Here is a 26,703-nt window from a genome sequence, read left to right on the forward strand (position 1 = left end):
GCGGTAGGAACCTGAGGGCTTGTTCCCTATAATGCCGGGTTCTTTGAATCACGTGACGACCCTACTCCATGGCCAAGAAGCTTTACATCGAAACCCACGGTTGCCAGATGAACGAGTACGACAGCTCGCGCATGGTCGATCTGCTGGGCGAACATCAGGCCCTGGAAGTCACCGCGCGTGCGGAAGACGCCGACGTGATTCTGCTCAACACCTGCTCGATCCGCGAGCGCGCGCAAGATCGCGTGTACTCGCAGCTGGGCCGCTGGCGCGAACTGAAACTGGCCAACCCGGAAATGGTGATCGCTGTCGGCGGTTGCGTAGCCAGCCAGGAAGGCGCGGCGATTCGCGATCGCGCGCCGTACGTCGACGTGGTCTTCGGCCCGCAGACCCTGCACCGCCTGCCGGAAATGATCGACGCCGCGCGTATCACCAAACTGCCGCAAGTCGACGTTTCGTTCCCGGAAATCGAAAAATTCGACCACTTGCCCGAGCCGCGTATCGATGGCCCGAGCGCCTATGTGTCGGTGATGGAAGGCTGCAGCAAGTACTGCACGTTCTGCGTGGTGCCTTACACCCGTGGCGAAGAAGTCAGCCGACCGTTCGATGACGTGGTCGCCGAAGTCATTCACCTCGCCGAAAACGGCGTGCGTGAAGTGACGCTGCTGGGGCAGAACGTCAACGGCTATCGCGGTACGACCCATGACGGTCGTCTGGCTGATCTCGCCGAACTGATCCGCGTTGTCGCCGCCATCGACGGCATCGACCGCATTCGCTACACCACGTCGCACCCTCTGGAGTTCTCCGACAGCCTGATTCAGGCCCACGCCGATGTGCCGGAACTGGTCAAGCACCTGCACTTGCCGGTGCAATCGGGTTCCGACCGGATTCTAGCGGCAATGAAGCGCAACCACACGGCGCTGGAGTACAAATCCAAGCTGCGCAAATTGCGCGCTGCCGTGCCGGGCATTTGCATCAGCTCGGACTTCATCGTCGGTTTCCCCGGCGAGACCGAGAAAGACTTCGAACAGACCATGAAGCTGATTGCCGACGTCGGTTTCGACTTCTCTTATTCCTTCGTTTATAGCCAGCGCCCGGGCACCCCGGCTGCCGATCTGGCCGACGAGACCCCGGAAGAGTTGAAGAAGGAGCGCCTGAACGCGCTGCAACATCGCTTGAACCAGCAGGGCTTCGAGATCAGCCGACAAATGGTCGGCTCGATCCAGCGCATTCTGGTGACCGATTATTCGAAGAAAGACCCGGGCGAGTTGCAGGGGCGTACCGAGAATAATCGTATCGTCAACTTCCGCTGCGACAATCCGACCCTGATCGGCCAGTTTGCTGATGTGCACATCGATGCCGCACAACCGCACTCGCTGCGTGGCTCGCTGATCCAATAACACTGCATTTCCCTGTGGGAGCGAGCCTGCTCGCGAAAGCGGTCTGTCAGACACATCAATGTTGAATGTGTCGCCGCCTTCGCGAGCAGGCTCGCTCCCACAGGTACAGCGTCAGAGGCATGAATCGGGCGACCTCATATAAGAGCTTTCGCACCCAAGCCTCTGGCGTTATCCTTGATTTCATCTTAATTGCCCCAGGGCGGCTAAATACGACCTTGAACGCACCCATAGAACCACATCGTTTTATTCTTGAGCCCTTTGAGGCTCGCCGCTTCGCCAATCTGTGCGGGCAATTCGACGAGCATTTACGCTTGATCGAACAGCGCCTGACCATCGAGATCCGCAACCGCGGAAACCAGTTCGAGCTGATCGGCGACCCCAAACTCACCACGTCTGCGGAAAATCTGATTCGCCGCCTGTACCGGGAAACCAAAGGTTCAGAGCTGTCGCCAGATACGGTTCACCTGTTCCTGCAGGAATCGTCCGTCGTCGAGCTGGACAATCACGCCCCCGCCGAAGCCTCCGTTGCCCTGCGCACCAAGAAAGGCATGATTCGCCCTCGTGGCTTGAATCAGTTGCGCTACGTGAAGGAAATTCTCGGCAACGACATCAACTTCGGCATTGGCCCGGCCGGTACCGGCAAGACCTATCTGGCTGTCGCTTGCGCTGTCGATGCACTGGAGCGCGAGCAGATCCGTCGCATCCTGCTGGTACGCCCGGCGGTTGAGGCTGGCGAGAAACTCGGCTTCCTGCCCGGCGACCTGTCGCAGAAAATTGACCCATACCTGCGCCCGCTCTACGACGCGCTCTACGAAATGCTCGGCTTCGAATACGTCGCCAAGCTGATCGAACGTCAGGTGATCGAAGTTGCGCCGCTGGCCTACATGCGCGGTCGGACGCTGAACAACAGCTTCATCATCCTCGACGAAAGCCAGAACACCACCGTCGAACAGATGAAGATGTTCCTCACCCGAATTGGCTTCGGCTCTACAGCGGTCATTACCGGTGACATCACCCAGGTCGACCTGCCGAAAGGCACCAAGTCGGGTCTGCACCATGTGATCGAAGTGCTCAAAGACGTGCCGGGCATCAGCTTCACGCACTTCCAGCCCAAAGACGTCGTGCGCCATCCTTTGGTACAGCGGATCGTCGAAGCCTACGAGCGCTTCGAAAACCGTGACGAAGCGCCCAAGGACACCTCGCGAAATGCTTGAGCTAGACCTGCAAATCGCGACTGAAGCGAGCGCGCCGAGTGAAGCCGACTTCCGCCTGTGGTGCGAACTGGCCCTGCGCCAGCGCACCGCCGACTCGGAAATGACCATTCGTCTGGTCGACGAGGAAGAGGGCCGCGAGCTCAACCACACCTGGCGCCACAAGGATTACGCAACCAACGTCCTGTCCTTCCCGGCTGAAGTGCCTGACGAGTTTCTCGACATCCCGTTGCTTGGCGATCTGGTGATCTGCGTGGCCGTGGTCGAACGAGAAGCCGCTGAACAAGGCAAGGAACTAAAGGCCCACTGGGCACATCTGGTCATTCACGGCTGCTTGCATCTGCTCGGTTACGACCATATAGATGACGAAGAAGCCGAAGAAATGGAAGCACTGGAACGCGAGTTGCTTGCTGAACTGGGCTATCCCGATCCGTACGCGGACGACGAACCCGAAACATCCCCTATCGTTACAACAAAGGATTCAGAGTAATCGCTATGAGCGAAGATCGATCGAGCAACGGGCAGAAGTCATGGCTGGGTAAACTGACCCAGGCTTTTGCCCACGAGCCGAAGAACCGTCAGGAGCTCCTCGAGCTGCTGCGTGATGCACATCAGAACAAACTGCTGGACAGCGAAGCGCTGGCCATCGTCGAAGGCGCCATTCAGGTGGCTGACCTGCAAGTTCGCGACATCATGGTGCCGCGTTCGCAGATGATCAGCATCAAGGCGACCCAGACACCGCGTGAATTCCTCCCCGCCGTGGTCGACTCGGCCCACTCGCGCTATCCGGTGATCGGCGAAAGCCATGACGACGTGATGGGCGTGCTGCTGGCCAAGGATCTGTTGCCGCTGATCCTCAAGGAGAACGGCGACAGCTTCAACATCAAGGATCTGCTGCGCCCGGCCACGTTCGTGCCGGAGTCCAAGCGTCTGAACGTATTGCTCCGTGAATTTCGCGCCAACCACAACCACATGGCCATCGTCATCGACGAATACGGCGGTGTGGCCGGTCTGGTAACGATTGAAGACGTACTGGAGCAGATCGTCGGCGACATCGAAGACGAGCACGACGTCGAGGAAGACAGCTACATCAAGCCGCTGCCCAGTGGCGACTTCCTGATCAAGGCCCTGACGCCGATCGAGAACTTCAACGAGTTTTTCGACAGCGAGTTCTCCGACGACGAGTTCGACACCGTCGGCGGTCTGGTGATGAGCGCGTTCGGGCACTTGCCAAAACGCAACGAAATCACTGAAATCGGCGCCTATCGTTTCCGCATTCTGAACGCCGACAGCCGTCGGATTCATTTGCTGCGACTGACCCCTATCGCCCGGTAAGAAATCTAAGGACTGAAATGCGCTGGACAACCCGCCCCGGCTGGCCCGGTAACCTGCTGGCCGTGGCGGCCGGTGCTATCACCACCCTCGCTCTGGCACCTTTCAACATCTGGCCGCTGGCTTTGCTCGCGGTCGGCTTGTTCTATGCGGGCCTGCGCGAGCTGAGCCCGCGTCAGGCGCTGGGCCGTGGCTGGTGTTTTGGTTTCGGCCTGTTCGGCGCCGGCACCAGCTGGATTTACTACAGCATTCACCACTTCGGCGGCGCTTCGGTGCTGCTGGCCGGTTTCCTGATGCTGCTGTTTACCGCAGCGATTGCCTGGTTCTTCGCCCTGCCCGCCTGGATTTGGGCGCGCTGGTTGCGCCGTAACGAAGCGCCCGTGGCGGATGCTTTGGCGTTTGCTGCGTTGTGGGTCGGACAGGAAGCCTTTCGTGGCTGGTTCCTGACCGGTTTCCCTTGGTTGTACTCCGGTTACAGTCAGCTGGATGGGCCATTGGCCGGGCTCGCACCGGTGGGGGGCATGTGGCTGGTGTCGTTCGTGCTGGCATTAACCGCCGCGCTGATCTACAACGCGCGGCGCCTGCTGCAAAGCGGCCGCAAGGCCTTTGTCGTTGCCGGCCTGGTGTTGTTGGCTGGGCCATGGGTGGCCGGCATTGCGCTCAAGGGCCACGCCTGGACCAGCCCGTCCGGCGCACCATTGAGCGTCGCAGCTATTCAGGGCAACGTCGCACAGAGCATGAAATGGGATCCGGCCGAGCTCAACGCGCAGTTGGCGCTTTACCGCGATCTGAGTTTCCGCTCGAAACCGGTCGATCTGCTGATCTGGCCGGAAACCGCCGTGCCGGTACTCAAGGAGTCCGCCGAAGGTTACCTGAGCATGATGGGCACCTTCGCCGCCGAACGTAAATCGGCGCTGATAACGGGTGTGCCGATCCGCCAGACGGTGCACGGCGAAAGACGCTTCTTCAATGGCATCACCGTAGTAGGCGAAGGCGATGGCACTTACCTGAAGCAAAAACTGGTGCCATTCGGCGAATACGTGCCGCTGCAGGATGTGCTGCGCGGGCTGATCGCCTTCTTCGATCTACCGATGTCGGACTTTGCCCGCGGCCCCGCCGATCAGGCACTGCTGCAAGCCAAGGGTTATCAGATTGCGCCGTTCATCTGCTACGAAGTGGTCTATCCGGAATTTGCCGCCAGCCTGTCGGCGCGCAGTGATCTGCTGCTGACAATCAGCAATGACACGTGGTTCGGCACCTCGATTGGCCCGCTGCAACATTTGCAGATGGCGCAGATGCGGGCACTTGAAGCGGGACGCTGGATGATCCGCGCAACCAACAACGGCGTGACCGGGCTGATCAACCCGTTCGGGCAGATCACCGAGCAGATTCCGCAGTTTGAACAGGGCATTCTGTACGGCGAAGTGGTGCCGATGCACAACCTGACGCCGTATCTGCAATGGCGCTCGTGGCCGTTGATCATCGTGTGCGTGCTGCTGTTTGGCTGGGCACTGATGGCGAGCCGGATGTCGAAAACCCTCTAAAGCAAAAGATCGCAGCCTGCGGCAGCTCCTACAGGGAAAACGCAAATCCCAATGTAGGAACTGCCGCAGGCTGCGATCTTTTGATCTTCAGCGGTAGAACAACGAATACCCCACCTGCCCCACCGCTTCATTGAGCAACTGCCCGCTCTGCCAGATCGATTTGAACTCCGGCAGCCAGCCACCAAAGGGTCTTGCGTTATCAGTGCCCAAAAAGCCCACCGGCGCCGGCACCACTTCAAATCCTGCCTGTTCAAAACTCCAGACTGATCGCGGCATGTGCCAAGCCTGCGTCACCACAACCACGCGCTTGATCCCCTGCGGCAATAAAATGTCAGCGCTGAACTTGGCGTTTTCCCACGTCGTACGACTCTCACCTTCCTGCCAACGCACCATCACGCCAAAATCGTCGCGCAATGAATCCGCCATCAGTTTCGCCTCGGTCGGCGGTGTACCGTAATGCAAGCCACCCGTGGTCAGAATCGGCAGGCCGGACGCTTTAGCCAGCCGCGCCGCGTAACGCTGACGTTCAAGACCCACGCCGGTCGGCTGATCCTCGCCCCAGGCCAGATCGCCGCGCTCGCGTCCGGAACCCAGCACCACGATCGCATCGGCCCGTTGCGCCAGCGTCGCCCATTCTTCACGGGCCAACGGTGACTCACGCTCCAGCGCTTTTGCGCCCCACTGCACGACCACTGGCAAGCTCATCAGCCACAATCCGCCAAAGCCAAGCGCAAAGCACACACCAGCCAGGCGCGGCCGAGAGCGGCGCAGCCACCACGCAGCCAGCAATAGCAGCAAGAGAATGCCGGGCGGCAATAAAAGTTGTTTGATCAAATAACGAAAAGGCATCGAGCATCTCCAGAGATGCCCGAAGCCTAAGAGTGTTAATAAAGCGTTACAACCAATAGGTGGGATCCTGTTGAAAAAGATCCGGTTCTTGACCTGCCATGCGCTTACTTGGCCTGCAAAGAGCGAACCTTGACGGTGTCTCTGCCGGGTGCCTTGTCCTTGAGCCAGATGACCTTGGCCGAATGTGCTGCATCGAGCTGCTTCACTGCCTGTGACAAGCATCCGTGCGATTCACGTTCACTGCGATCCAGATAGGCCTTGACCAGTTTGAACTCAGCGGGGCTCAAGCCACGCAATTCCAGTTCCAGGGGGCGCTCGTCGCGCAGCCGGTCAGCGGTTTTTACAGCGTCCAGGGCCATACCCAGACGGTCGATCAACCTTTCGTACAACTCGGGTTTAGTCACTTTTTTCTGCCGTTGCTCCACCATCCCTCACCTCATTGAAGATAAGACTCACTCCCCAGTTAGAGCTTAGCTTCGCTGCACAAACCGGCTGCACGCCGCGACCAACGGCCCTCGCCACGGATTGCCCGGGGAAAACAGCTGTAATCAGGGTTTCCCTAGGCCAAGCGCGGTCATGTATGCTACGGCGCTTCCTGTAATTCCACTTCCAGCTCGTCCGGGCCAACCCCGGAACCTGCGTTGAAGAGGATTAGGCCACCCCTATCCAGTACAAAAGTAGCCATGCACGAACAATATCAGCCCCGTGAAATCGAAGCCGCCGCCCAGTCGTTCTGGGACGAGCAAAAGTCCTTTGAAGTCAGTGAACAGCCAGGCAAGGAAACCTACTACTGCCTGTCGATGTTCCCTTACCCCAGCGGCAAGCTACACATGGGGCACGTGCGCAACTACACCATCGGCGACGTGATCTCCCGCTACCAGCGCATGCTCGGCAAGAACGTTCTGCAACCGATGGGTTGGGACGCTTTCGGCATGCCGGCGGAAAACGCCGCGATGAAGAACAATGTCGCCCCTGCCAAGTGGACCTACGAAAACATCGCCTACATGAAAACCCAGCTGCGCAGCCTGGGTCTGGCGGTCGACTGGTCGCGCGAAGTCACCACCTGCAAGCCGGATTACTACCGCTGGGAACAATGGCTGTTCACTCGCCTGTTCGAAAAAGGCGTGATCTACCGTAAAAACGGCACCGTGAACTGGGACCCGATCGACCAGACCGTTCTCGCTAACGAGCAGGTGATCGACGGTCGCGGCTGGCGTTCCGGCGCGCTGATCGAAAAGCGCGAAATCCCGATGTACTACTTCAAGATCACCGCCTACGCGGATGAGTTGCTGGAGAGCCTCGACGAGCTGACGGGCTGGCCTGAACAGGTCAAGACCATGCAGCGCAACTGGATCGGCAAATCCCGCGGCATGGAAGTACAGTTCCCGTACAACGTCGACTCGATCGGCGAAGCCGGCACGCTCAAAGTCTTCACTACCCGTCCGGACACCCTGATGGGCGCGACCTATGTCGCCGTGGCTGCCGAGCACCCACTGGCCACACTGGCGGCAAAAAACAACACCGAGCTGCAAGCGTTCATCGCTGAATGCAAGGGCGGCAGCGTTGCCGAAGCCGACGTCGCCACTCAAGAGAAAAAAGGCCTGCCAACCGGCCTGTTCGTCGAGCACCCGCTGACCGGTGAGAAACTCCCGGTGTGGGTCGCCAACTACGTACTGATGCATTACGGCGACGGCGCTGTAATGGCAGTACCGGCGCACGACGAGCGCGATTTCGAATTCGCTCACAAGTACAACCTGCCGGTGAAATCGGTCGTGCGTACCAGCTCTGGCGACAGCAACCCGGCCCCGTGGCAAGACGCCTACGGCGAGCATGGCACGCTGATCAACTCCGGTGAGTTCGACGGTCTCGACTTCGCTGGCGCGTTCGACGCCATGGAAGTCGCCCTGATCAAGAAAGAACTGGGCGCCTCGCGTACTCAGTTCCGCCTGCGCGACTGGGGCATCAGCCGCCAGCGCTACTGGGGCTGCCCGATCCCGATCATCCACTGCGATGCGTGCGGTGACGTGCCCGTACCGGAAGATCAACTGCCTGTCGTCCTGCCGGAAGACGTGGTGCCGGACGGCGCCGGTTCGCCGCTGGCACGCATGCCTGAGTTCTACGAGTGCAGCTGCCCGAAATGCGGCCAGCCTGCCAAGCGTGAAACCGACACCATGGACACCTTCGTCGAGTCGTCGTGGTACTACGCCCGTTACGCCTCGCCGCACTTTGAAGGTGGCCTGGTAGAAAAATCCGCAGCCGACCACTGGTTGCCGGTGGATCAGTACATCGGCGGTATCGAACACGCGATTCTGCACCTGCTCTACGCGCGCTTCTTCCACAAACTGATGCGTGACGAAGGTCTGGTCAGCTCCAACGAGCCGTTCAAGAACCTGCTGACCCAAGGCATGGTGATCGCTGAAACCTACTATCGTCGCGAAGCCAACGGTGCCTACACCTGGTTCAACCCGGCGGACGTGGAACTCGAGCGCGACAGCAAAGCCAAGGTCATCAGCGCCAAGCTGAAATCCGACGGCCTGCCGGTGGAAATCGGTGGCACCGAGAAGATGGCCAAGTCGAAGAACAACGGCGTCGACCCTCAGTCGATGATCGATCAGTTCGGCGCTGACACCTGCCGCCTGTTCATGATGTTCGCCTCACCACCTGACATGAGCGCTGAGTGGTCCGACTCCGGCGTTGAAGGCTCGCACCGCTTCCTCAAGCGCGTCTGGCGTCTGGCGCAGGCCCACGTCACTCAGGGCCTGCCGGGCAAACTGGACATCGCCGGCCTGAACGACGAGCAGAAAGCCGTTCGCCGTTCGATCCACGTGGCCATCAAGCAAGCCAGCCACGACGTCGGCCAGAACCACAAATTCAACACCGCCATCGCTCAGGTGATGACGCTGATGAACGTGCTGGAAAAAGCCGCACAAGCTACCGAGCAGGATCGCGCGCTGATTCACGAAGGTCTGGAAGCCGTGACGCTGTTGCTGGCGCCAATCACGCCGCACATCAGCCACGAACTGTGGAACAAGCTGGGTCACGCTGACGCCGTCATCGACGCTGGCTGGCCGGCTGTCGACGAAAGCGCTCTGGTGCAGGACAGCCTGACCCTGGTGATCCAGGTCAACGGCAAGCTGCGCGGCCAGATCGACATGCCTGCCAGTGCGACGCGTGAAGAAGTGGAAGCGGCAGCCCGCGCCAACGAAAACGTATTGCGTTTCGTCGATGGTCTGACTATTCGTAAAGTGATCGTAGTGCCCGGGAAACTGGTCAATATCGTCGCCAGCTAATTGGATCGGGCGTCAGGTTCGCCTGACGCCAAGTAAAACCTTTCGGGCCGTACAGTCGGCCCACGTGGTTTCAAGGGGAGCAACACAATGATCAAACGCAATCTGCTGGTGATGGGCCTCGCCGTTCTGTTGAGCGCCTGCGGTTTCCAGCTGCGCGGTACCGGCACCAACGAACTGTCGATCAAGGAACTCGACCTGAGCGCCCGTAACGCCTATGGCGAGACGGTCACGCAACTGCGTCAGGTACTGGAGTCGAGCGGCGTCAAGGTTTACAGCGGTGCTCCGTACAAGCTGTACCTGGCTGACCAGCAGGAGAGCCAGCGCATCCTCAGCTACGCCGGTGCCGGTCGTACGGGCGAGTATCAGGTCAACACTGTTCTGAAATATGAGATCAGTGGCGAAAAGAACCTGCAGCTGCTCAGCGACAAACTTGAAGTTCAGAAAGTGTTTATCCACGACGGTAACAACCTCGTGGGCTCCGATCAGGAAGCCAACGACGCCCGTCGCGAAACCACTCGCGAACTGGTTCAGCGCATGATGCTGCGTCTGCAGCAACTGACGCCGGGCCAGCTGCAACAACTGCAGCAAGCCGCCAATGACCGCGCCAAGGCAGAAGCCGATGCGCTGCAAGCGGCGCAAAAGGCTGAAGCGGAAACCCCGCGTCAGTCGCCGCTCGAAATACCGCAGCAGTAAGACGTTCGGGGCGCTCAGGCGCCCCGTTCGACATTTATTATGAAGCTCGCTCCCGCCCAACTCGGCAAACACCTGCAAGGCGCTCTCGGCCCGGTCTACATCATCAGTGGCGATGACCCGCTGCTGTGCCAGGAAGCCGCCGACGCCATCCGCAGTGCTGCGCGCCAGCAAGGTTTTGACGAACGCCAGGTCTTTGCCGCCGACGCCAATTTCGATTGGGGCACGCTGTTGCAGGCCGGCGCCAGCATGTCGTTGTTCTCGGAAAAACGCCTGCTGGAACTGCGCCTGCCTTCGGGTAAGCCCGGTGACAAAGGTGCCGCGGCACTTATCGAATACTGCTCGCGCCCCGCTGAAGACACAGTGCTTCTGGTCAGCCTGCCCAAGCTCGATGGCAGTGCGCAGAAAACCAAGTGGGGCAAGGCGCTGGTTGAAGGCCAGCAAACCCAGTTCATCCAGATCTGGCCGGTGGACGCCAATCAATTGCCGAGCTGGATTCGTCAGCGCCTGTCGCAGGCCGGTTTGTCGGCCAGCCAGGACGCGGTCGAGTTGATTGCTGCACGCGTCGAGGGCAATTTGCTCGCCGCCGCGCAGGAAATCGAAAAGCTCAAGTTGATGGCCGAAGGTGGCCAGATCACCGTCGAAACCGTGCAGGCCGCTGTGGCAGACAGTGCGCGGTTCGACGTGTTCGGCCTCACCGATGCCGTGCTCAATGGCGAGCCGGCCCACGCCTTGCGCATGCTTGAAGGGCTGCGCGGCGAAGGTGTCGAACCGCCGGTGATTCTCTGGGCGCTGGCGCGGGAGTTGCGCCTGCTGGCTAATATTTCGTTGCAATACAGCCAGGGCACGCCGCTGGACAAGTGTTTCAGCCAGGCGAAACCACCGGTCTGGGACAAGCGCAAACCGTTGATGAGTAAAGCCCTGCAGCGCTACTCGGCGCAACGCTGGGGGCAGCTGTTGCTCGAAGCGCAGCGTATCGATGCGCAAATCAAAGGTCAGGCGGCCGGTTCGCCGTGGATGAGCCTGAGCCGCTTGGCATTGTTGATGTCCGGCCAGCGTCTGACACTCCCCGCCGAATAACCTGTTCTACCGCATAACGGCCATTCGCGAGCAGGCTCACTCCCACATTGAAATGCATTCCAAATGTGGGAGCGAGCCTGCTCGCGAAAGCGTCAGAACATTCCTACACAACAGGCACTGGACAGACGCCCGACATCGGCAGATTATTTCCCGCGCAAAACCCACTCACTCGAGAGAACCCTAATGAGCAAAAAGCCAGCAAAGCATGGCCCCAACAAGGCCAAATCCATCGTCGCCCAGCCCCTGTTCCGCAGTCGTCAGGAACGACCAACCAAGGGTAAAGGCAGCTACCGCCGCGAAGCCTTCCAGTCTGACAGCTGGGAGGCTTCTTACTTTCTGGCCGCTTAAAGCGCAGTACCCCCCGGTCATGTTAAGGTCTGCACCTGATTCGTTTTCCTGGAACTGTGCATGCCCCTAAGTCTTTCCCGTCGTTGGCCTGTTCGCCAACTGATCGCTGCCTCCAGCTTCATTCTGCTTGTCGCCTGCGCGGAAAAACCGACCGCCGCCGATGCACAACCCCTTCAAGCCGCGCCTGTCGCCACGGCCCCAGCGATCATCCCGCCGGTAGTGCCGTCCGCCGACCCTCTCGATCTGCAACCGACTCAAACCTTCGCTGAATGGCAGGCCGGTTTCCGCAAGGATGCCCTGGCCGCCGGGATTCGCGCCGATCTGTTCGATCGCGCATTCACCAATGTCAGCTTCGACGCCAGCGTGATTCGCGCTGACCGCAGTCAACCGGAGTTCTCCCGGCCGGTATGGGAATACCTCGATGGCGCCCTCTCGCCGCTGCGGGTACGCAAAGGTCAGGCACTGATCAGCCAGTACGCCGATATTCTGCAAAGCATCGAGCAGCGTTATGGCGTTGACCGTCAGGCGCTGGTGTCGGTGTGGGGCATGGAAAGTAATTTCGGTCAGTTTCAGGGCAGCAAGTCGGTGATCAACTCGCTGGCCACCCTCGCCTACGAAGGCCGTCGCCCGGGCTTTGCCCATGCACAGCTGATCGCCGCGCTGCAGATCCTGCAACAAGGTGATATCACGCCGGACAAGATGCTCGGCTCGTGGGCCGGCGCCATGGGGCAGACCCAGTTCATTCCGACCACCTACAACACCCATGCTGTGGACTTTGACGGCGATGGCCGCCGCGATATCTGGGGCAGCCCTGCTGACGCACTGGCCTCGACCGCGCACTACCTGCAAAGCTCAGGCTGGCAGCGTGGCCAGCCGTGGGGTTTTGAAGTACAGCTGCCGAGCAGCTTCAACTACACCCTGGCTGATGGCGCGATTCGCAAGAGCGTCGCCGAATGGCGTCAATTAGGTGTGATCCTGCCAAATGGCGCTCAGGTGCCTGCCGGTTCGGAACAATTGTCAGCCGCCCTGCTGCTGCCGGCTGGTTATCGTGGGCCGGCGTTTCTGATCCTCGATAATTTCCGCGCGATCCTCAAGTACAACAACTCGTCGTCGTATGCATTGGCGGTGAGCCTGCTGTCCGAGCGTTTCAACGGCGGCGGCCTGATCAACGGCACTTGGCCGAAAGACGATCTGCCACTGAGCCGTACCGAGCGTATGGAATTGCAGACCCTGTTGAGCGCGCGCAATTACGATGCCGGCACCGCGGACGGGATTATCGGCGCCAATACGCGTAAAGCGATTCGCAGTGCCCAGCAGTCATTTGGCTGGCCGGCGGACGGGTATCCGACGCACAAATTGCTGGAAAGCCTGCGTAGTCAATAGAACGAATACCGTATGGCTGATATCGCTTTCGCGAGCAGGCTCGCTCCCACATTGAAATGCACGCCAAATGTGGGAGCGAGCCTGCTCGCGAAGACTAACTATCAGGCGACTAACCTTTAAGCCTTGATCACCACATCCTGCTCCAGCATCAATTCCTGCTTCCCCGCATCCAGCCGCACCAGCGCGCCCATCGGCAGCGTCAGGTTCGGATCGCAATGGCCGCTGCGCCAGCCAGACAAAACCGGAATTCGTAAAGGCTCGAAGGTCTGTTTGAGCAAGCGGTTCAGCGCTTCGACATCCACGCCTGCAATATCCCCGACCAACACCCCGCGCAACTTGGCCAACTTGCCGGCCAGGCGCATCTGGGTGAGCAGCCGGTCAATGCGATACAGCGGCTCGTTGATGTCTTCGATCAGCAGAATCACCCCTTCAACATCAATTTCATAAGGCGTGCCCAAGGTTGCAGCAATCATCGCCAGATTGCCGCCAAGCAAGCGCCCATGCGCGACACCAGGCTCTACTGTGATCAACGGATAAGCCACCGGATGGCTCAGCACACTCCCCGCCTTCAATTGCCCGCGCAGCATGGCGAAGAACGAAGTCACCGTCGGCGGCTCCTTGTCGCCCAGCAGGTCGGCGTTGAGTAGCGGCCCGTGGAAGGTCACGAATCCGGCATAACGGCTGATGGCCAGGTGCAGCGCGGTGATATCGCTGTAGCCGACGAATGGCTTGGCGTTGCGACTGAGCAGGTCGTAGTCGATCCGGTCCAGCAGGCGCGGCGTACCATAGCCGCCGCGCAGGCAAATGATCGCGTCGACCTCGGGGTCAGCGAACGCCGCGTGCAGGTCACGCAGGCGTACATCGTCACTGCCGGCCAGATAGCCATCCTTTTCATAGACACCCGGAAACACCTTCAGCCCATAGCCACGGGCGCGCATCCATTGCACCGCTTTATCGGTGTCCAGGGTTCCTGGACCAGCAGGCGCAATGACGCCGATCAGCCCTTCTGAGGGCAGTGCGGGCACGGCTCTGTGCGGACAAAGTGTGTGGGTCGGTCGAACGGTCATCCTTGGATCTCCCTGTGAGTCATGCACACACAGTAGTCAGGAACGGCGGCAAACAGAAGAGGGTCGGCCACGCCGCAGGTTGCAGGAAAAATCAGCATCGAATGTAAGACGGGCAAAAAAATGCCCGCCGGGCGTTAAAACCTCGGCGGGCATTTTTTATTCAGCGCCGGATCAGGAACCCAGCAGCTCAGCCTTGACCAGCTTGGCTTGCTCGTCGGCGTGGTACGAAGAACGCACCAGCGGGCCCGACGCGACGTTCTTGAAGCCCATCTTGTAACCTTCTTCGGCGAACCAGGCGAAGGTGTCCGGGTGCACGAAACGCTGCACCGGCAAGTGGCTGCGCGACGGCTGCAGATACTGGCCAAGGGTCAGCATGTCGATGTCATGCTCGCGCATGCGCTTCATGACTTCGATGACTTCCTCGTCGGTCTCGCCCAGACCCAGCATCAGGCCGGACTTGGTCGGAATGTGCGGCATCATCTGCTTGAAGCGTTGCAGCAGAGTCAGCGACCACTGGTAATCCGAACCCGGACGCGCAGCCTTGTAAAGACGCGGCACGGTTTCCAGGTTGTGGTTGAACACATCCGGCGGCTCGGCGGCGGTGATTTCCAGCGCGACGTCCATACGTCCACGGTAATCCGGAACCAGAGTCTCGAGCTGCACGTTCGGCGACAGTTTGCGGATTTCGCGGATGCAGTCGGCAAAGTGCTGGGCACCGCCGTCACGCAGGTCGTCGCGGTCAACCGAGGTGATCACCACGTACTTGAGCTTGAGGTCGGCGATGGCGATGGCCAGGCTTTCCGGCTCATTGACGTCCAGTGGCTTCGGACGGCCGTGGCCAACGTCGCAGAACGGGCAGCGACGGGTGCAGATGTCACCCATGATCATGAAGGTCGCGGTGCCACCGGAGAAGCACTCGCCGAGGTTCGGGCAGGACGCTTCTTCGCAGACGCTGTGCAGTTTGTGTTTGCGCAGCAGGCTCTTGATCCGGTCGACTTCCGGCGAAACCGGGATACGTACACGAATCCAGTCAGGTTTCTTCGGCAGCTCGGTGGTCGGAATGATCTTTACCGGGATGCGTGCAACCTTCTCGGCACCGCGCAGCTTGACGCCGGCTTCTACCTTGGGACGCGGGGCCGGGCGCTCGGTCACGTCGAGCGTCGGGATCATGGTTTGCACTGCATCAGTAGTCATATCAGTCGATTCCGCCCGTCAGGGTCGTCTGCTCAGCATAGTCGAGGTGTTTGACGAGCTGCGCGCGCAGCCGGGCACTTACCTCGGCAAATTCAATCGATCCTGCGTGATCGCTCAGCTGGGTCATCGCCAGCCCGGCATAGCCGCAGGGATTAATCCGTCGAAACGGTTCCAGGTTCATATCCACGTTCAGGGCCAGGCCATGAAAGGAACAACCGTGGCGAATCCGCAAACCCAGAGAAGCGATTTTCGCTCCGTCGACGTAGACGCCGGGAGCATCTGGCTTGGCCGCTGCGGTTACCCCGTAGCTGGCCAGCAGTTCGATCAGGCACTGTTCCATGCGACTGACCAGATCTCGTACGCCGAAACCCAGTTTGCGCACATCCAGCAGCAGGTAAGCCACCAACTGGCCGGGACCATGATAAGTCACCTGCCCGCCGCGATCGACCTGCACCACCGGGATATCGCCCGGCAGCAGCAAGTGTTCGGCCTTGCCGGCCTGGCCCTGAGTGAACACCGGCGGGTGCTCGACGAGCCAGATTTCGTCAGCGGCATCGCTGCCGCGTTCGTTGGTAAAACGTTGCATGGCATGCCAGACCGGCTCGTAGGCCATCTGGCCGAGCTCGCGAAAGCCCAGCGTGCCCGGCATCACAACACCATGTGCACGAAGCCGGTCGCCCGCAGTTCGCTGTTGATGTTGTACAGCTGATCCTGATCGGTCGCGACGATGTGCAACTGAATCGTGGTGTATTTGCCGTTGCTGCTCGAACGCTCGTCGACACGCTCATCATTGATCTTCGCGAATTTCTTCACGATTTCGATGATCTTGTCTTTGTGGCCAACCCCCGTGTCGCTGATCACCTTAACCGGATAATCAACCTGGGGAAATTCGATCTTTGGCGCCTTTACTTCGGTATCGGTCATGGCGTAACGGCCTCTAGAGCGCAAGCCGTGGTAACGCACATGGCCCCGCTCCGGATCGGGGCGGGGCCATGCAGGTCAACACAAATCAGTTGAACAAGCCGTAGAAGAATAGACGGATGCTATCCCACATGCGGCGGAAGATACCACCCTCCTCGACGCCATCCAGAGCGATCAGGTCGGCGCTGTGCACCACCTTGTCTTCCAGTTTGACTTCGACTTTACCGATCACGTCGCCCTTGGCGATTGGCGCGGTCAGTTGCGGGTTCATGGTCATGCTCGCAGCGAGCTTCTTCAGCTGGCCTTTTGGCAGGGTCATGGTCAGGTCTTCAGCCAGGCCGGCCTTGACTTGATTGGTGGTGCCTTTCCACACCGGGGCCTGAGCCAGTTCGGTGCCCTTCTGGTAGAAGGTCTGGGTTTCGAAGAAGCGGAAACCGTAGGTCAGCAGCTTCTGGGTTTCAGCGGCGCGAGCCACTTCGCTGTTGGTGCCAAACACGACGGCGATCAGGCGCTGGCCATCACGTACAGCCGAGGACACCATGCAGTAGCCGGCTTCGTCGGTGTGACCGGTTTTCAGACCGTCAACGGTCTTGTCGCGCCACAGCAGCAGGTTGCGGTTAGGCTGCTTGATGCCGTTCCAGAAGAACTCTTTCTGCGAGTAGATCGCGTAGTGAGCCGGGTCTTCGTGGATGATCGCACGGGCCAGGATCGCCATGTCGTGGGCCGACGAGTAGTGCTCAGGATTTGGCAGACCGGTCGGGTTCATGAAGTGGGTATTGGTCATGCCCAGATCGGTGACAGTCTTGTTCATCAGATCGGCGAACGCATCTTCGCTGCCGGCGATGTGCTCGGACAGCGCCACGCTGGCGTCGTTGCCGGACTGGATGATGATGCCGTGCAGCAGGTCGCTGACAGTCACCTGCGAGCCGACTTTGATGAACATCCGCGAACCGCCGGTGCGCCAGGCGTTTTCGCTGACGGTCACCGGATCGTTTTCACCGATCTGGCCACGACGGATTTCCAGCGTAGCAATGTACGCGGTCATCAGTTTGGTCAGGCTGGCCGGCGGCAGACGCTGGTCACCGTTGTTCTCTACCAGCACGTTGCCGCTGGCGGCATCCATGAGTACGTAGGCTTTGGCGGCCAGTTGTGGTGGCGACGGCATCATCTCGGCCGCGAAGGCGGCTGGCGAGAGGAGCAGCGGGACTAGCAGACACAGGCGTTTGGCAAAGGTGGTGATGTTCATCCGTCTCTCGAAATCGCTAATGGAAACTGTCCTTGCGGACAAAATTTAATCAGATGACTTTCTAACGAGCCATCGCGTGTTCAGTTGCTCACTCCAGTCACCCTTGCCGGGCTTTTGTTCTTCGACGAGCCAACAACCTGATTCACCCCCCAATCGCTGGCGAATCGTCAATCAAGTTCTACGTATTACTCGGTGACCACACTTGGCGAACCAAGGTTGGCCAGGCGCACGCTGTTCTGCACCTGGGCAATTTCACCCGGCGAACCGATCGGCCCCAGACGTACCCGATGCAGGGTCTGCTGATTGCGCACGATCGAACTGATGAACACCGGAGCGCTCACCATCCCGCTGAGCTTCGACCTCAGCAGTTCTGCAGCGTCCGGGTTGGCGAACGCGCCCACCTGCAGATACTGGCCAGACGCTGTTGCAGAAGCGTTTTTTTTTGCGCTCATCGGCACCGGGACGGTGTCAGAGGCATGTTGCTGCGGCGGTGGCGTCCATTGCTCGACAGTGCCGGCCGAGGCCGTGATCACCGGTGCGCTATTCTGCGCGACTTGCGGCTCGTTGAGCATCAAAGGCGCCGGACGGCCCTTGGCGGCCCACCATTGCTGAGGATCGATGCCTTCAACCTTGACCCGCGCAGTGCCGGTTTCGGCGTAACCGAGTTTTTTCGCCGCCGCGTAGGACAAGTCGATGATGCGGTCGGAATAGAACGGCCCACGGTCGTTGACCCGTAGGATCACCGTGCGGTTGTTGTCCAGGTTGGTCACCCGAACGTAACTTGGCAATGGCAGAGTCTTGTGGGCAGCACTCATGCCGTACAGGTCATAGACCTCGCCGTTGGCGGTGTTCTGACCGTGAAACTTGGTGCCGTACCAGGACGCCGTACCGGACGCGACGTAAGTCTTGGATTCCTGCAACGGGAAGTAAGTCTTGCCCAGCACGGTGTACGGGTTGGCCTTGTACGGGCCAGTGTGCAGGGTCGGGGTGGCATCGGGGATGCGCGACACGTCGACGTCCCACCACGGCGCGCCATCTTTGTGCGCACGGTTGATGTCCAGGCCCGGCTGCGCCCGCACGGCGGTATTCGTGGTTTTCTGGGTCGGCGAACGGCTGGTCGAACAACTGGCGACCAGCACTGCCAACGCAGCGAATGCCACCAGCTTCAGGGGTTTACTGTTAGGCAATGCCTGCATTACTTGACGCCCCGTGCTTGTACCAGCTGTTCAGACAGTTGATGTACGGCCATGGCGTACATCACGCTGCGGTTATAACGCGTGATCGCGTAGAAATTCTTCAGGCCCATCCAGTATTCGGGGCCATTGTCGCCTTCGAGGCGAAATGCAGTCACCGGCATATCATCGCGCAGCGCATCATGACTTGACCAGCCCAGCGCCCGCAACTCTCCGACCGTCTTCGTCGGCTCGATGCCGGTGGTCAGGCCTTCGTCGACCTGCTCGCCCCGCACATCGGCGCGGCTGACCACCGGCTCGCCGGCCACCCAGCCATGTCGTTTGAAGTAACTGGCGACGCTGCCAATCGCATCATCCGGGTTGTTCCAGATATTGATGTGGCCGTCACCGTCGAAATCCACCGCATACGCGCGAAAGCTGCTCGGCATGAACTGCGGCAGGCCCATGGCCCCGGCGTACGAGCCTTTGAGGGTCAATGGATCGACTTGTTCTTCACGGGCCAGCAGCAGGAACTCACGCAGCTCCTTGCGGAAAAATTCGGCACGGGGAGGATAGTCGAAACCGAGCGTCGACAAGGCATCGATCACCCGGTAATTGCCGGTATTACGTCCGAAAAAGGTTTCAACACCGATGATCGACACGATGACTTGTGCCGGTACGCCGTATTCCTGCTCGGCACGGGCCAGTGTGGCCTCGTGCTGACGCCAGAAATCCACACCACGGGCGATACGCGCGTCGGTGATGAACATCGGGCGGTATTCTTTCCACTGCTTGACGCGCTCGGCAGGTCTGGAAATGGCGTCGAGAATCGCCTGTTTGCGCTGAGCCTCGCGGAACACCGCCATCAATTGCTCACCGGCGAAACCGTAGTCGCGGGTCATTTCACCGACGAATTCGGCCACCTGCGGCGAGCCTTCGTATTCGCCGGCCAGCGCTTCCTGCACGCTGCCCAGCAGGCCCATCAGGCCAACCAGCGGCGCGCATCGAGTCGCCCAGCCACGCATTACTTGCATTGAACTCTTCACCTTATTCAAACCTGTGCGATCCACTTGCGATGGGTATGGATCGACATCAAAACCCCAAACGCTGACAGCAGCGTCACCAGCGAAGTTCCTCCGTAGCTAATGAACGGCAACGGCACCCCTACAACCGGCAACAGGCCACTGACCATACCGATGTTGACGAAAACGTAAACAAAAAACGTCATGGTCAACGCACCGGCGAGCAATTTGCCGAACAGCGTTTGTGCCTGGGCGGTGATCACCAGCCCCCGGCCAATCAGCAACAGATAGATCAGCAGCAGCGCGCAGATGCCCACCAGGCCGAACTCTTCACCGAGTACGGCAATGATGAAGTCGGTGTGGCTTTCCGGCAGGAAGTCCAGGTGCGACTGGGTGCCAAGCAGCCAGCCCTTGCCGAACACGCCGCCGGAACCGATCGCGGCTTTCGACTGAATGATGTTCCAGCCGGTGCCCAGAGGATCGCTTTCCGGGTCGAGGAAGGTCAGGATTCGCTGCTTCTGGTAGTCGTGCATGATGAAGAACCACATGGCCACCGACACTGGAATCGCCGCCGCCAGCACGCTGAGAATCCAGCGCCAGCGCAGCCCGCCCATGAACAGCACAAACGCGCCGCCCGCCAGAATCAGCAGCGAAGTACCGAGGTCAGGCTGGCGCACGATCAGCGCGAACGGCACGCCGATCAGCATCAGGCTGATGCCGACATGCTTGAGTTGTGGCGGTAACGTGCGCTTGGACAGGTACCAGGCGATGGTCGCCGGCATCAGGATCTTCATGAACTCCGAGGGCTGGAAGCGGATCACCCCGGGGATGTTGATCCAGCGCGTCGCGCCCATCGCGTTGTGGCCCATGATGTCCACCACCAACAGCAGCACCACGCCAATCACATAACCAAGCGGCACCCAGCGCGCCATGAAACGCGGCTCGAACTGGGCGATGATGATCATCGACACCAGACCGATACCGAACGAAGTGGCCTGTTTAGCCAACAGATCCCAGCTCTTGCCGCTCGCCGAATACAGCACGAACAAACTGCCGGCGGCGAGAATCAGCAGCAGGATCAGTAACGGGCCATCGATATGCAGTCTTTGCAGCAACGTCGCGCGGCGACGCATCACATCCTCACTGGAGAGCATGCGATCAAAGTTATTCATCACGGGCCGTAGCCTCCGCACTGATTGGGCTGGCGTATTCGGCCTTCAAACGTCCGTCCTGATCGAGCAGCCAGGCGTCCATGACCTGACGCACCACCGGCGCCGCAACGCCGGAGCCGGACTCACCGTTCTCGACCATCACCGATACGACGATTTTCGGGTCATCGGCCGGGGCGAAACCGACGAACAAGGCATGGTCGCGGTGGCGTTCCTGAACCTTGGAGCGGTCGTACTTCTCACCCTGCTTGATCGCCACGACCTGCGCCGTACCCGATTTGCCGGCGATGCGATATTGCGCACCGATCGCCGCTTTGCGCGCGGTACCGCGCGCGCCGTGCATAACCTGCTGCATGCCGTGGTTGACCTTGGTCCAGTCCGACGGATCACGCAGGACAATGTCCGGCATCGGGTTTTCGTCTACCGGCTTCACCCCTTCGAGGGATTTAGCCAGGTGCGGACGATTCCAGATGCCTTTGTTGGCCACCAGCGCGGTGGCCTGAGCCAACTGCAGCGGGGTTGATTGCATGTAGCCCTGGCCGATCCCGAGAATCAGGGTTTCGCCCGGGAACCACGCCTGTTTACGCGTCGCCCGCTTCCATTCGCGGGACGGCATCAGGCCGGGGGATTCTTCGAACATGTCCAGCGAGACCTTCTGGCCTATGCCGAACTTGTTCATATAAGCCGACAACCGATCAATGCCGAGCTTGTGCGCCAGGTCATAGAAGTAGGTGTCGTTGGAACGCATGATCGCGGTATCGAGATCGACGAAGCCGTCGCCCGTGCGGTTCCAGTTACGGTATTTGTGATCGTAGTTGGGCAGCATGTAGTAGCCGGGGTCGAACACTCGGCTCGAAGCCGTCACCACACCGGAATCGAGACCGGCAATCGCCACCGCTGGCTTGATCGTCGAGCCCGGCGGGTACAGACCGCGCAGCACGCGGTTGAACAATGGCCGGTCGATCGAATCGCGCAACTCGGCGTAGGCTTTGAAGCTGATGCCGGTGACGAACAGGTTCGGGTCAAAACTCGGCTGGCTGACCATTGCCAGAACTTCGCCGGTCTTCGGATCGAGCGCCACGACCGCGCCGCGACGTCCGCCCAATGCCGCCTCGGCCGCTTCCTGCAATTTGATGTCCAGACTGAGGACGATGTCCTTGCCGGGAATCGGATCGGTGCGCTTGAGCACACGCAAAACGCGACCACGGGCGTTGGTCTCGACTTCTTCGTAACCGACCTGACCGTGCAATTCCGGCTCGTAGAAACGCTCGATGCCGGTTTTACCGATGTGATGGGTGCCACTGTAGTTGACCGGATCGAGGGTCTTCAGCTCTTTCTCGTTGATCCGCCCCATGTAGCCGACCGAGTGCGCAAAATGCGCGCCCTGCGGGTAGTGACGAACCAGTTGCGCAACCACCTCCACGCCGGGCAGGCGGAACTGGTTCACGGCGATCCGGGCAATCTGCTCTTCGCTCAGCTCGAACAGGATCGGCACCGGTTCAAACGGCCGGCGCCCCTGACGCATGCGCTTCTCGAAGATCACCCGATCCTCGGGCGTCAGCTCCAGCACTTCGACAATCACGTCGAGCACTTGCTGCCAGTCGCCGGAGCGCTCGCGGGTCATGCTCAGGCTGAAGCTTGGGCGGTTGTCCGCCACCACCACGCCGTTGCGGTCGAAAATCAACCCACGGGTCGGTGGAATCGGCTGCACATGGACGCGGTTGTTTTCCGAGAGCGTCGAGTGGTACTCGTACTGGATCACCTGCAAGTAATACAGCCGCGCGATCAACACGCCGATCAACAGCATGATCGCAATGGCCCCGAACACGACGCGGCTACGCACCAGGCGTGCGTCCTTTTCGTGGTCCTTGATGCGGATCGGCTGAGACATGAGGGCTGGATTACTTGTGGTAAGGGTGACCGGACAGCACGGTCCAGGCACGATACAACTGTTCGCCGATCAGGATCCGCACCAGCGGGTGCGGTAACGTCAGCGGCGACAACGACCAGCGCTGATCGGCACGGGCACAGACTTCCGGCGCCAGCCCTTCCGGGCCACCGACCATGAAATTGACCGTGCGCGAATCCAGCCGCCAACGGTCGAGTTCGACCGCAAGCTGCTCGGTGCTCCAGGGCTTGCCGTGGACTTCCAGCGTGACGATCCGCTCGTTCGGCCCGACCTTGGCCAGCATGGCTTCGCCTTCCTGGCGGATGAAACGGGCCACGTCGGCATTCTTGCCACGGGTATTGAGCGGTATTTCCACCAGTTCCAGCGCCAGCTCGGACGGAAGACGCTTGGCATATTCATGCCAGCCTTCTTCCACCCACTTGGGCATGCGTGAACCGACGGCGATCAGGCGCAGTCGCACAGCAATCCCTTACAGCTGGTCTTTGTTGAGCTTGGTGAAATGCTCGTGGGTGTTTTCCGGGCTGTGGTGTTTGGCGTCGGCCGCACGGCTCTGCTCGGCACCGGCCCACAGGCGCTCCAGGTCGTAGAACTGACGTGCCGAGGCAGTCATCATGTGCACGATCACCAGGTCCAGGTCGAGCAGCACCCAGTCGCTGTCGCCCTTGCCTTCTTCGCCCAGCGGCTTGGCGCCCTGCTTTTTGACTTCTTCGCGAACCTTGTCGAGCATCGCGTTGATCTGGCGGTTGGACGTACCGGTGGCGATGATCATGTAGTCAGTGATGCTCTGCTTGTCGCGAACATCGATGATCTGGATGTCTTGCGCCTTGACGTCTTCCAGAGCGGCTACGGCCAGTTTGACCAGCTCGTCGCCCTTCAGCGGCTCGTTGGTGTTGACCGGTTCAGGCAGCGGGGCGCTCTTGAATGTGCCTTTGCGCTTTACTTTGGTTTGGTCTTTGTCAGTCATATAAAACTCGTTTTGCTCATATATTCGGCGGCTTGGCGATACGTGTATTCGTATCAGTGAAGCACGCCTTGCTCAGTTCGACGCACGGTAAAGTCCGTGCGCATCGATGTAGGCCAGGACCGCGTCGGGCACCAGGAAACGTACCGACTTACCGCTGGCCAGCAGTTGACGGATCTGGGTGGCGGAAACCGCGAGCGGTGTCTGCCAGACGAATGCAATCTGTCCGCTCGGCCCTTTCAGGGCCAGCGGGTCGCTCACCGAACGCGCTGCCAGCAGGTTGCGCAAGGCATCCGGCGGTTCGCTGTCGGCGTCCGGGCGCTGTAGCACCAGGATGTGGCAATGCTGGAGCAACTCTTCCCAGCGATGCCAACTGGGCAGGCCGCAAAATGCGTCCCAGCCCAAAAGCAGAAAAACCTGGGTCTCGGCGGGCATTTCGGCACGCATCGACTCCAGGGTATCAATGGTCCAGGACGGCTTGTCCCGCTGCAATTCGCGGGCGTCCACCACCAGCGACGGCAATCCGGCCACCGCACACTCGACCATCGCCAAGCGATCCTGCGCCGACACCTGCGGCGTACCGCGATGTGGCGGCCGCGCATTCGGCATCAGGCGCAACTCGTCGAGCGCCAGCGCTTCGGCAACTTCCAGCCCACCACGCAAATGGCCGATGTGCACCGGGTCGAACGTGCCGCCCAATACGCCGATGCGTCGGGGGCGGGACTCGCTGCCGGTCTGCGGCGCTGTCAGGTCGAGGTCGGTCAAGTCAGACCGTCGCCTGGCCGCGCAACTGGCCATCACCGACCACGATGTACTTCTCGCAGGTCAGTCCTTCGAGACCCACCGGGCCGCGGGCGTGCAGCTTATCAGTAGAAATGCCGATCTCGGCACCCAATCCGTATTCAAATCCATCGGCGAAGCAGGTCGGGGTGTTGATCATCACCGACGCCGAGTCGACTTCCGCCACAAAGCGCCGGGTATCGGCGAGATTTTCGCTGACAATCGAGTCGGTGTGATGGGAGCCGTAATGGTTGATGTGTTCAATCGCCTGATCCAGACCCTCGACCACACGGATCGACAGGATCGGCGCCAGGTACTCGGTGCTCCAGTCGTCTTCGCTGGCCGCAACGGCGTCAATAATCGCCAGGGTGCGCTCGCAGCCGCGCAATTCGACGCCTTTTTCGCGGAACTGGGCGGCCATCGACGGCAGGAAATCCTTGGCAACCGTCTGATCAACCAGCAGCGTCTCCATCGCACCGCAGATGCCATAACGATAAGTCTTGGCATTGAAGGCGATGCGCTGGGCTTTCGGCAGATCGGCGTTTGCACTGACGTAAACGTGGCAGATGCCGTCGAGATGCTTGATCACCGGCACCCGGGCATCACGGCTGATGCGTTCGATCAGGCCACGGCCACCACGCGGCACGATCACGTCGACGTACTCGGGCATGGTGATCATCGCGCCGACGGCGGCACGGTCAGTGGTTTCGACCACTTGCACCACAGCAGCGGGCAGTTCGGCTTCGGCCAGACCACGCTGAATGCACGCGGCAATCGCCCGGTTGGAATGAATCGCTTCGGAGCCACCGCGCAGGATGGTCGCGTTGCCAGACTTGAGGCACAGGCTGGCGGCATCGATGGTCACGTTCGGACGGGATTCGTAGATGATCCCGATCACACCCAGCGGCACGCGCATCTTGCCGACCTGAATCCCCGACGGACGGAAGCTCATGTCGCGGATCGCACCGACCGGATCCGGCAGCGCGGCGACCTGACGCAAACCGACGATCATGCCGTCGATGCGCGCCGGGGTCAGTTCCAGACGTTCCAGCAAAGCGGGTTCCAGACCGTTGGCGCGACCGGCGGCCAGATCCTGTTCATTGGCTGCGGCAAGCTCGGCGCGCGCGGCGTCGAGGGCATTGGCAGCAGCCTGCAAGGCGCGGTTTTTCTGCGCGGTGCTGGCACGGCCGATGACCCGGGAGGCTTCGCGGGCGGCGCGACCCAATCGGGTCATGTAGTCAAGAACGGACTCAGTCATGGTCTGCTGGGGTCTTGGCAAAGAGGAAAGCGGCAGATTATAGCTGTCGCGTCCCGGGACTAACAGCGGTGACGGGCGGATGGTCGAAATGAACGCGGATTCGCCGGCGTTCAGGCCCAATTAAGCCGTGCGTTGTTATCATCACGACCTCCTGAGCCTGGATAAACGTTACCTGCCATGTCCAACCTGACCGTTCGCAACCGCGCCGAACGCCTGCCGCTGGGGCTCCCGGACGCCTTTTTCGACCGAGATGCACAAGTGCTGGCGCAGGACCTGCTCGGCAAAGTCATTCGCCACCGGGTCGGCGACCTGTGGCTAAGCGCGCGAATCATCGAAACCGAAGCCTATTACTGCGCCGAAAAAGGCAGCCACGCTTCGTTGGGCTACACAGAAAAGCGTAAGGCTTTGTTTCTGGATGGCGGCCACATCTATATGTATTACGCCCGTGGCGGTGACTCATTGAATTTCAGCGCGCAAGGGCCGGGCAATGCGGTATTGATCAAATCCGCTTATCCGTGGGTCGATGAAGTCAGCGGGCCGGCGAGTCTGGCGCAAATGCTGTTGAATAACCCCGATGCTCAGGGACGTGCGCGTCCTTCGCAAAAACTCTGCGCCGGGCAAACCCTGCTGTGCAAAGCGCTGGAGCTGAAAGTGCCAGTGTGGGACGCCAAGCGTTTCGATCATGACGTCCTTTTGGTAGAGGACACCGGACCGGCACCTTCGCGCATCATTCAAACCACACGCCTGGGCATTCCCCATGGCCGCGATGAGCATCTGATGTATCGCTTTGTCGACGCTGCCTACGCGCAATGGTGCACGCGGAACCCGCTGCGCCGCGGTCAGGTCGAAGGCCGGGATTATTTTCTGCTGTAAACACAAA

General features: G+C 60.2%; 26 protein-coding genes. 11 read left to right on the forward strand and 15 right to left on the reverse strand.

Annotated features, from left to right (window positions below; translation table 11 throughout):
• Positions 1–68: 68 nt before the first annotated feature.
• The 5 genes from miaB (at position 69) to lnt (ending at position 5,484) form a co-directional block, all read left to right on the forward strand.
• Positions 69–1,397 carry a tRNA (N6-isopentenyl adenosine(37)-C2)-methylthiotransferase MiaB gene (miaB, locus tag PspS49_RS25705; RefSeq protein ID WP_095048763.1) on the forward strand — a complete coding sequence of 443 codons (1,329 nt, stop codon included), beginning with the start codon at positions 69–71 and terminating at the stop codon, positions 1,395–1,397.
• A 215-nt stretch (positions 1,398–1,612) separates the two neighbouring features.
• Positions 1,613–2,611, forward strand: coding sequence for a PhoH family protein (locus PspS49_RS25710; protein WP_034153779.1), 999 nt, complete (start codon positions 1,613–1,615; stop codon positions 2,609–2,611).
• Positions 2,604–3,098, forward strand: a complete 495-nt coding sequence (gene ybeY / locus PspS49_RS25715) for an rRNA maturation RNase YbeY (RefSeq protein ID WP_007909643.1) — start codon at positions 2,604–2,606, stop codon at positions 3,096–3,098. Before PspS49_RS25710 ends, ybeY begins: the two co-directional genes overlap by 8 nt.
• A gap of 5 nt (positions 3,099–3,103) precedes the next feature.
• Positions 3,104–3,943, forward strand: a complete 840-nt coding sequence (locus tag PspS49_RS25720) for an HlyC/CorC family transporter (protein ID WP_007909641.1) — start codon at positions 3,104–3,106, stop codon at positions 3,941–3,943.
• Between the two features lie 17 nt (positions 3,944–3,960).
• Positions 3,961–5,484 (forward strand): apolipoprotein N-acyltransferase, encoded by a 1,524-nt coding sequence (gene lnt, locus PspS49_RS25725; protein WP_160041944.1) that lies wholly within the window; start codon positions 3,961–3,963, stop codon positions 5,482–5,484.
• 87 nt (positions 5,485–5,571) lie between these two features.
• Here lnt and PspS49_RS25730 read toward each other — a convergent pair whose 3' ends face one another.
• Both PspS49_RS25730 and PspS49_RS25735 read right to left on the reverse strand, forming a co-directional pair.
• Positions 5,572–6,333: a YdcF family protein gene (locus tag PspS49_RS25730; RefSeq protein ID WP_160041946.1), complete on the reverse strand. Its 762-nt coding sequence runs from the start codon at positions 6,331–6,333 to the stop codon at positions 5,572–5,574.
• Between the two features lie 104 nt (positions 6,334–6,437).
• On the reverse strand, positions 6,438–6,761 hold the full coding sequence (locus PspS49_RS25735) for a hypothetical protein (RefSeq protein ID WP_127929899.1): 324 nt from the start codon (positions 6,759–6,761) through the stop codon (positions 6,438–6,440).
• Between the two features lie 255 nt (positions 6,762–7,016).
• On the opposite strand from PspS49_RS25735, the gene leuS reads away from it, so the two are divergent.
• The 5 genes from leuS (at position 7,017) to PspS49_RS25760 (ending at position 13,124) form a co-directional block, all read left to right on the forward strand.
• A complete protein-coding gene (gene leuS, locus PspS49_RS25740; RefSeq protein WP_150751743.1) occupies positions 7,017–9,623 on the forward strand; it encodes a leucine--tRNA ligase in 2,607 nt (868 codons plus the stop codon).
• 87 nt (positions 9,624–9,710) lie between these two features.
• A complete protein-coding gene (gene lptE, locus PspS49_RS25745) occupies positions 9,711–10,316 on the forward strand; it encodes an LPS assembly lipoprotein LptE (protein WP_127929901.1) in 606 nt (201 codons plus the stop codon).
• 39 nt (positions 10,317–10,355) lie between these two features.
• Complete coding sequence (holA, locus tag PspS49_RS25750) at positions 10,356–11,393, forward strand: DNA polymerase III subunit delta (RefSeq protein ID WP_127929902.1); 1,038 nt, start codon at positions 10,356–10,358, stop codon at positions 11,391–11,393.
• 183 nt (positions 11,394–11,576) lie between these two features.
• Positions 11,577–11,741 carry an alternative ribosome rescue factor ArfA gene (gene arfA / locus PspS49_RS25755; protein WP_053124158.1) on the forward strand — a complete coding sequence of 55 codons (165 nt, stop codon included), beginning with the start codon at positions 11,577–11,579 and terminating at the stop codon, positions 11,739–11,741.
• 60 nt (positions 11,742–11,801) lie between these two features.
• Positions 11,802–13,124: a lytic murein transglycosylase gene (locus PspS49_RS25760; protein ID WP_127929903.1), complete on the forward strand. Its 1,323-nt coding sequence runs from the start codon at positions 11,802–11,804 to the stop codon at positions 13,122–13,124.
• A 116-nt stretch (positions 13,125–13,240) separates the two neighbouring features.
• On the opposite strand, the gene PspS49_RS25765 is transcribed toward PspS49_RS25760, so the two are convergent.
• The 13 genes from PspS49_RS25765 to PspS49_RS25825 form a co-directional block, all read right to left on the reverse strand.
• Entirely contained in the window at positions 13,241–14,191 is a 951-nt protein-coding gene (locus tag PspS49_RS25765; protein ID WP_150751744.1) for an LD-carboxypeptidase, read from the reverse strand.
• 171 nt (positions 14,192–14,362) lie between these two features.
• Entirely contained in the window at positions 14,363–15,361 is a 999-nt protein-coding gene (lipA, locus tag PspS49_RS25770) for a lipoyl synthase (protein WP_161986515.1), read from the reverse strand.
• 25 nt (positions 15,362–15,386) lie between these two features.
• Positions 15,387–16,034, reverse strand: coding sequence for a lipoyl(octanoyl) transferase LipB (lipB, locus tag PspS49_RS25775; protein ID WP_127929905.1), 648 nt, complete (start codon positions 16,032–16,034; stop codon positions 15,387–15,389).
• Positions 16,034–16,309 carry a DUF493 domain-containing protein gene (locus tag PspS49_RS25780; protein ID WP_008087908.1) on the reverse strand — a complete coding sequence of 92 codons (276 nt, stop codon included), beginning with the start codon at positions 16,307–16,309 and terminating at the stop codon, positions 16,034–16,036. The genes lipB and PspS49_RS25780 overlap by 1 nt, the downstream gene beginning before the upstream one ends.
• Before the next feature lie 85 nt (positions 16,310–16,394).
• Positions 16,395–17,552: a D-alanyl-D-alanine carboxypeptidase family protein gene (locus tag PspS49_RS25785; protein WP_016986121.1), complete on the reverse strand. Its 1,158-nt coding sequence runs from the start codon at positions 17,550–17,552 to the stop codon at positions 16,395–16,397.
• Positions 17,553–17,737: 185 nt separating this feature from the next.
• Positions 17,738–18,748, reverse strand: coding sequence for a septal ring lytic transglycosylase RlpA family protein (locus PspS49_RS25790; RefSeq protein ID WP_127929906.1), 1,011 nt, complete (start codon positions 18,746–18,748; stop codon positions 17,738–17,740).
• Positions 18,748–19,758 (reverse strand): lytic murein transglycosylase B, encoded by a 1,011-nt coding sequence (gene mltB / locus PspS49_RS25795; RefSeq protein ID WP_093434581.1) that lies wholly within the window; start codon positions 19,756–19,758, stop codon positions 18,748–18,750. Before mltB ends, PspS49_RS25790 begins: the two co-directional genes overlap by 1 nt.
• Before the next feature lie 17 nt (positions 19,759–19,775).
• Positions 19,776–20,879: a rod shape-determining protein RodA gene (gene rodA, locus PspS49_RS25800; RefSeq protein ID WP_049802149.1), complete on the reverse strand. Its 1,104-nt coding sequence runs from the start codon at positions 20,877–20,879 to the stop codon at positions 19,776–19,778.
• A gap of 31 nt (positions 20,880–20,910) precedes the next feature.
• Positions 20,911–22,806 carry a penicillin-binding protein 2 gene (gene mrdA, locus PspS49_RS25805; RefSeq protein WP_127929907.1) on the reverse strand — a complete coding sequence of 632 codons (1,896 nt, stop codon included), beginning with the start codon at positions 22,804–22,806 and terminating at the stop codon, positions 20,911–20,913.
• Between the two features lie 10 nt (positions 22,807–22,816).
• A complete protein-coding gene (gene rlmH / locus PspS49_RS25810; RefSeq protein ID WP_003185785.1) occupies positions 22,817–23,284 on the reverse strand; it encodes a 23S rRNA (pseudouridine(1915)-N(3))-methyltransferase RlmH in 468 nt (155 codons plus the stop codon).
• Positions 23,285–23,293: 9 nt separating this feature from the next.
• Positions 23,294–23,788, reverse strand: a complete 495-nt coding sequence (rsfS, locus tag PspS49_RS25815) for a ribosome silencing factor (RefSeq protein ID WP_016986117.1) — start codon at positions 23,786–23,788, stop codon at positions 23,294–23,296.
• A gap of 72 nt (positions 23,789–23,860) precedes the next feature.
• The gene (gene nadD / locus PspS49_RS25820; RefSeq protein ID WP_174245089.1) at positions 23,861–24,550 is read right to left on the reverse strand and encodes a nicotinate-nucleotide adenylyltransferase; all 690 of its coding nucleotides are present in this window, start codon (positions 24,548–24,550) and stop codon (positions 23,861–23,863) included.
• Between the two features lies 1 nt (position 24,551).
• On the reverse strand, positions 24,552–25,823 hold the full coding sequence (locus tag PspS49_RS25825) for a glutamate-5-semialdehyde dehydrogenase (protein WP_127929909.1): 1,272 nt from the start codon (positions 25,821–25,823) through the stop codon (positions 24,552–24,554).
• A 177-nt stretch (positions 25,824–26,000) separates the two neighbouring features.
• On the opposite strand from PspS49_RS25825, the gene PspS49_RS25830 reads away from it, so the two are divergent.
• Positions 26,001–26,696 carry a DNA-3-methyladenine glycosylase gene (locus PspS49_RS25830; RefSeq protein WP_127929910.1) on the forward strand — a complete coding sequence of 232 codons (696 nt, stop codon included), beginning with the start codon at positions 26,001–26,003 and terminating at the stop codon, positions 26,694–26,696.
• Positions 26,697–26,703: the final 7 nt, after the last annotated feature.

Origin of the sequence: Pseudomonas sp. S49, from assembly GCF_009866785.1 — a bacterium.
GTDB lineage: Bacteria > Pseudomonadota > Gammaproteobacteria > Pseudomonadales > Pseudomonadaceae > Aquipseudomonas.

Excerpts from the sequence above, each read along its gene's own strand:
- PspS49_RS25825 (WP_127929909.1), bottom strand. The coding sequence starts at position 25,823 with ATGACTGAGTCCGTTCTTGACTACATGACCCGATTGGGTCGCGCCGCC.
- arfA (WP_053124158.1), top strand. The coding sequence starts at position 11,577 with ATGAGCAAAAAGCCAGCAAAGCATGGCCCCAACAAGGCCAAATCCATC.
- PspS49_RS25830 (WP_127929910.1), top strand. The coding sequence starts at position 26,001 with ATGTCCAACCTGACCGTTCGCAACCGCGCCGAACGCCTGCCGCTGGGG.
- PspS49_RS25765 (WP_150751744.1), bottom strand. The coding sequence starts at position 14,191 with ATGACCGTTCGACCGACCCACACACTTTGTCCGCACAGAGCCGTGCCC.
- lipB (WP_127929905.1), bottom strand. The coding sequence starts at position 16,034 with ATGCCGGGCACGCTGGGCTTTCGCGAGCTCGGCCAGATGGCCTACGAG.
- holA (WP_127929902.1), top strand. The coding sequence starts at position 10,356 with ATGAAGCTCGCTCCCGCCCAACTCGGCAAACACCTGCAAGGCGCTCTC.
- lnt (WP_160041944.1), top strand. The coding sequence starts at position 3,961 with ATGCGCTGGACAACCCGCCCCGGCTGGCCCGGTAACCTGCTGGCCGTG.
- mltB (WP_093434581.1), bottom strand. The coding sequence starts at position 19,758 with ATGCAAGTAATGCGTGGCTGGGCGACTCGATGCGCGCCGCTGGTTGGC.
- PspS49_RS25790 (WP_127929906.1), bottom strand. The coding sequence starts at position 18,748 with ATGCAGGCATTGCCTAACAGTAAACCCCTGAAGCTGGTGGCATTCGCT.
- PspS49_RS25780 (WP_008087908.1), bottom strand. The coding sequence starts at position 16,309 with ATGACCGATACCGAAGTAAAGGCGCCAAAGATCGAATTTCCCCAGGTT.
- PspS49_RS25735 (WP_127929899.1), bottom strand. The coding sequence starts at position 6,761 with ATGGTGGAGCAACGGCAGAAAAAAGTGACTAAACCCGAGTTGTACGAA.
- lptE (WP_127929901.1), top strand. The coding sequence starts at position 9,711 with ATGATCAAACGCAATCTGCTGGTGATGGGCCTCGCCGTTCTGTTGAGC.
- ybeY (WP_007909643.1), top strand. The coding sequence starts at position 2,604 with ATGCTTGAGCTAGACCTGCAAATCGCGACTGAAGCGAGCGCGCCGAGT.
- rsfS (WP_016986117.1), bottom strand. The coding sequence starts at position 23,788 with ATGACTGACAAAGACCAAACCAAAGTAAAGCGCAAAGGCACATTCAAG.
- leuS (WP_150751743.1), top strand. The coding sequence starts at position 7,017 with ATGCACGAACAATATCAGCCCCGTGAAATCGAAGCCGCCGCCCAGTCG.
- mrdA (WP_127929907.1), bottom strand. The coding sequence starts at position 22,806 with ATGTCTCAGCCGATCCGCATCAAGGACCACGAAAAGGACGCACGCCTG.
- PspS49_RS25730 (WP_160041946.1), bottom strand. The coding sequence starts at position 6,333 with ATGCCTTTTCGTTATTTGATCAAACAACTTTTATTGCCGCCCGGCATT.
- PspS49_RS25720 (WP_007909641.1), top strand. The coding sequence starts at position 3,104 with ATGAGCGAAGATCGATCGAGCAACGGGCAGAAGTCATGGCTGGGTAAA.
- rodA (WP_049802149.1), bottom strand. The coding sequence starts at position 20,879 with ATGCGTCGCCGCGCGACGTTGCTGCAAAGACTGCATATCGATGGCCCG.
- lipA (WP_161986515.1), bottom strand. The coding sequence starts at position 15,361 with ATGATCCCGACGCTCGACGTGACCGAGCGCCCGGCCCCGCGTCCCAAG.
- miaB (WP_095048763.1), top strand. The coding sequence starts at position 69 with ATGGCCAAGAAGCTTTACATCGAAACCCACGGTTGCCAGATGAACGAG.
- PspS49_RS25760 (WP_127929903.1), top strand. The coding sequence starts at position 11,802 with ATGCCCCTAAGTCTTTCCCGTCGTTGGCCTGTTCGCCAACTGATCGCT.
- PspS49_RS25785 (WP_016986121.1), bottom strand. The coding sequence starts at position 17,552 with ATGAACATCACCACCTTTGCCAAACGCCTGTGTCTGCTAGTCCCGCTG.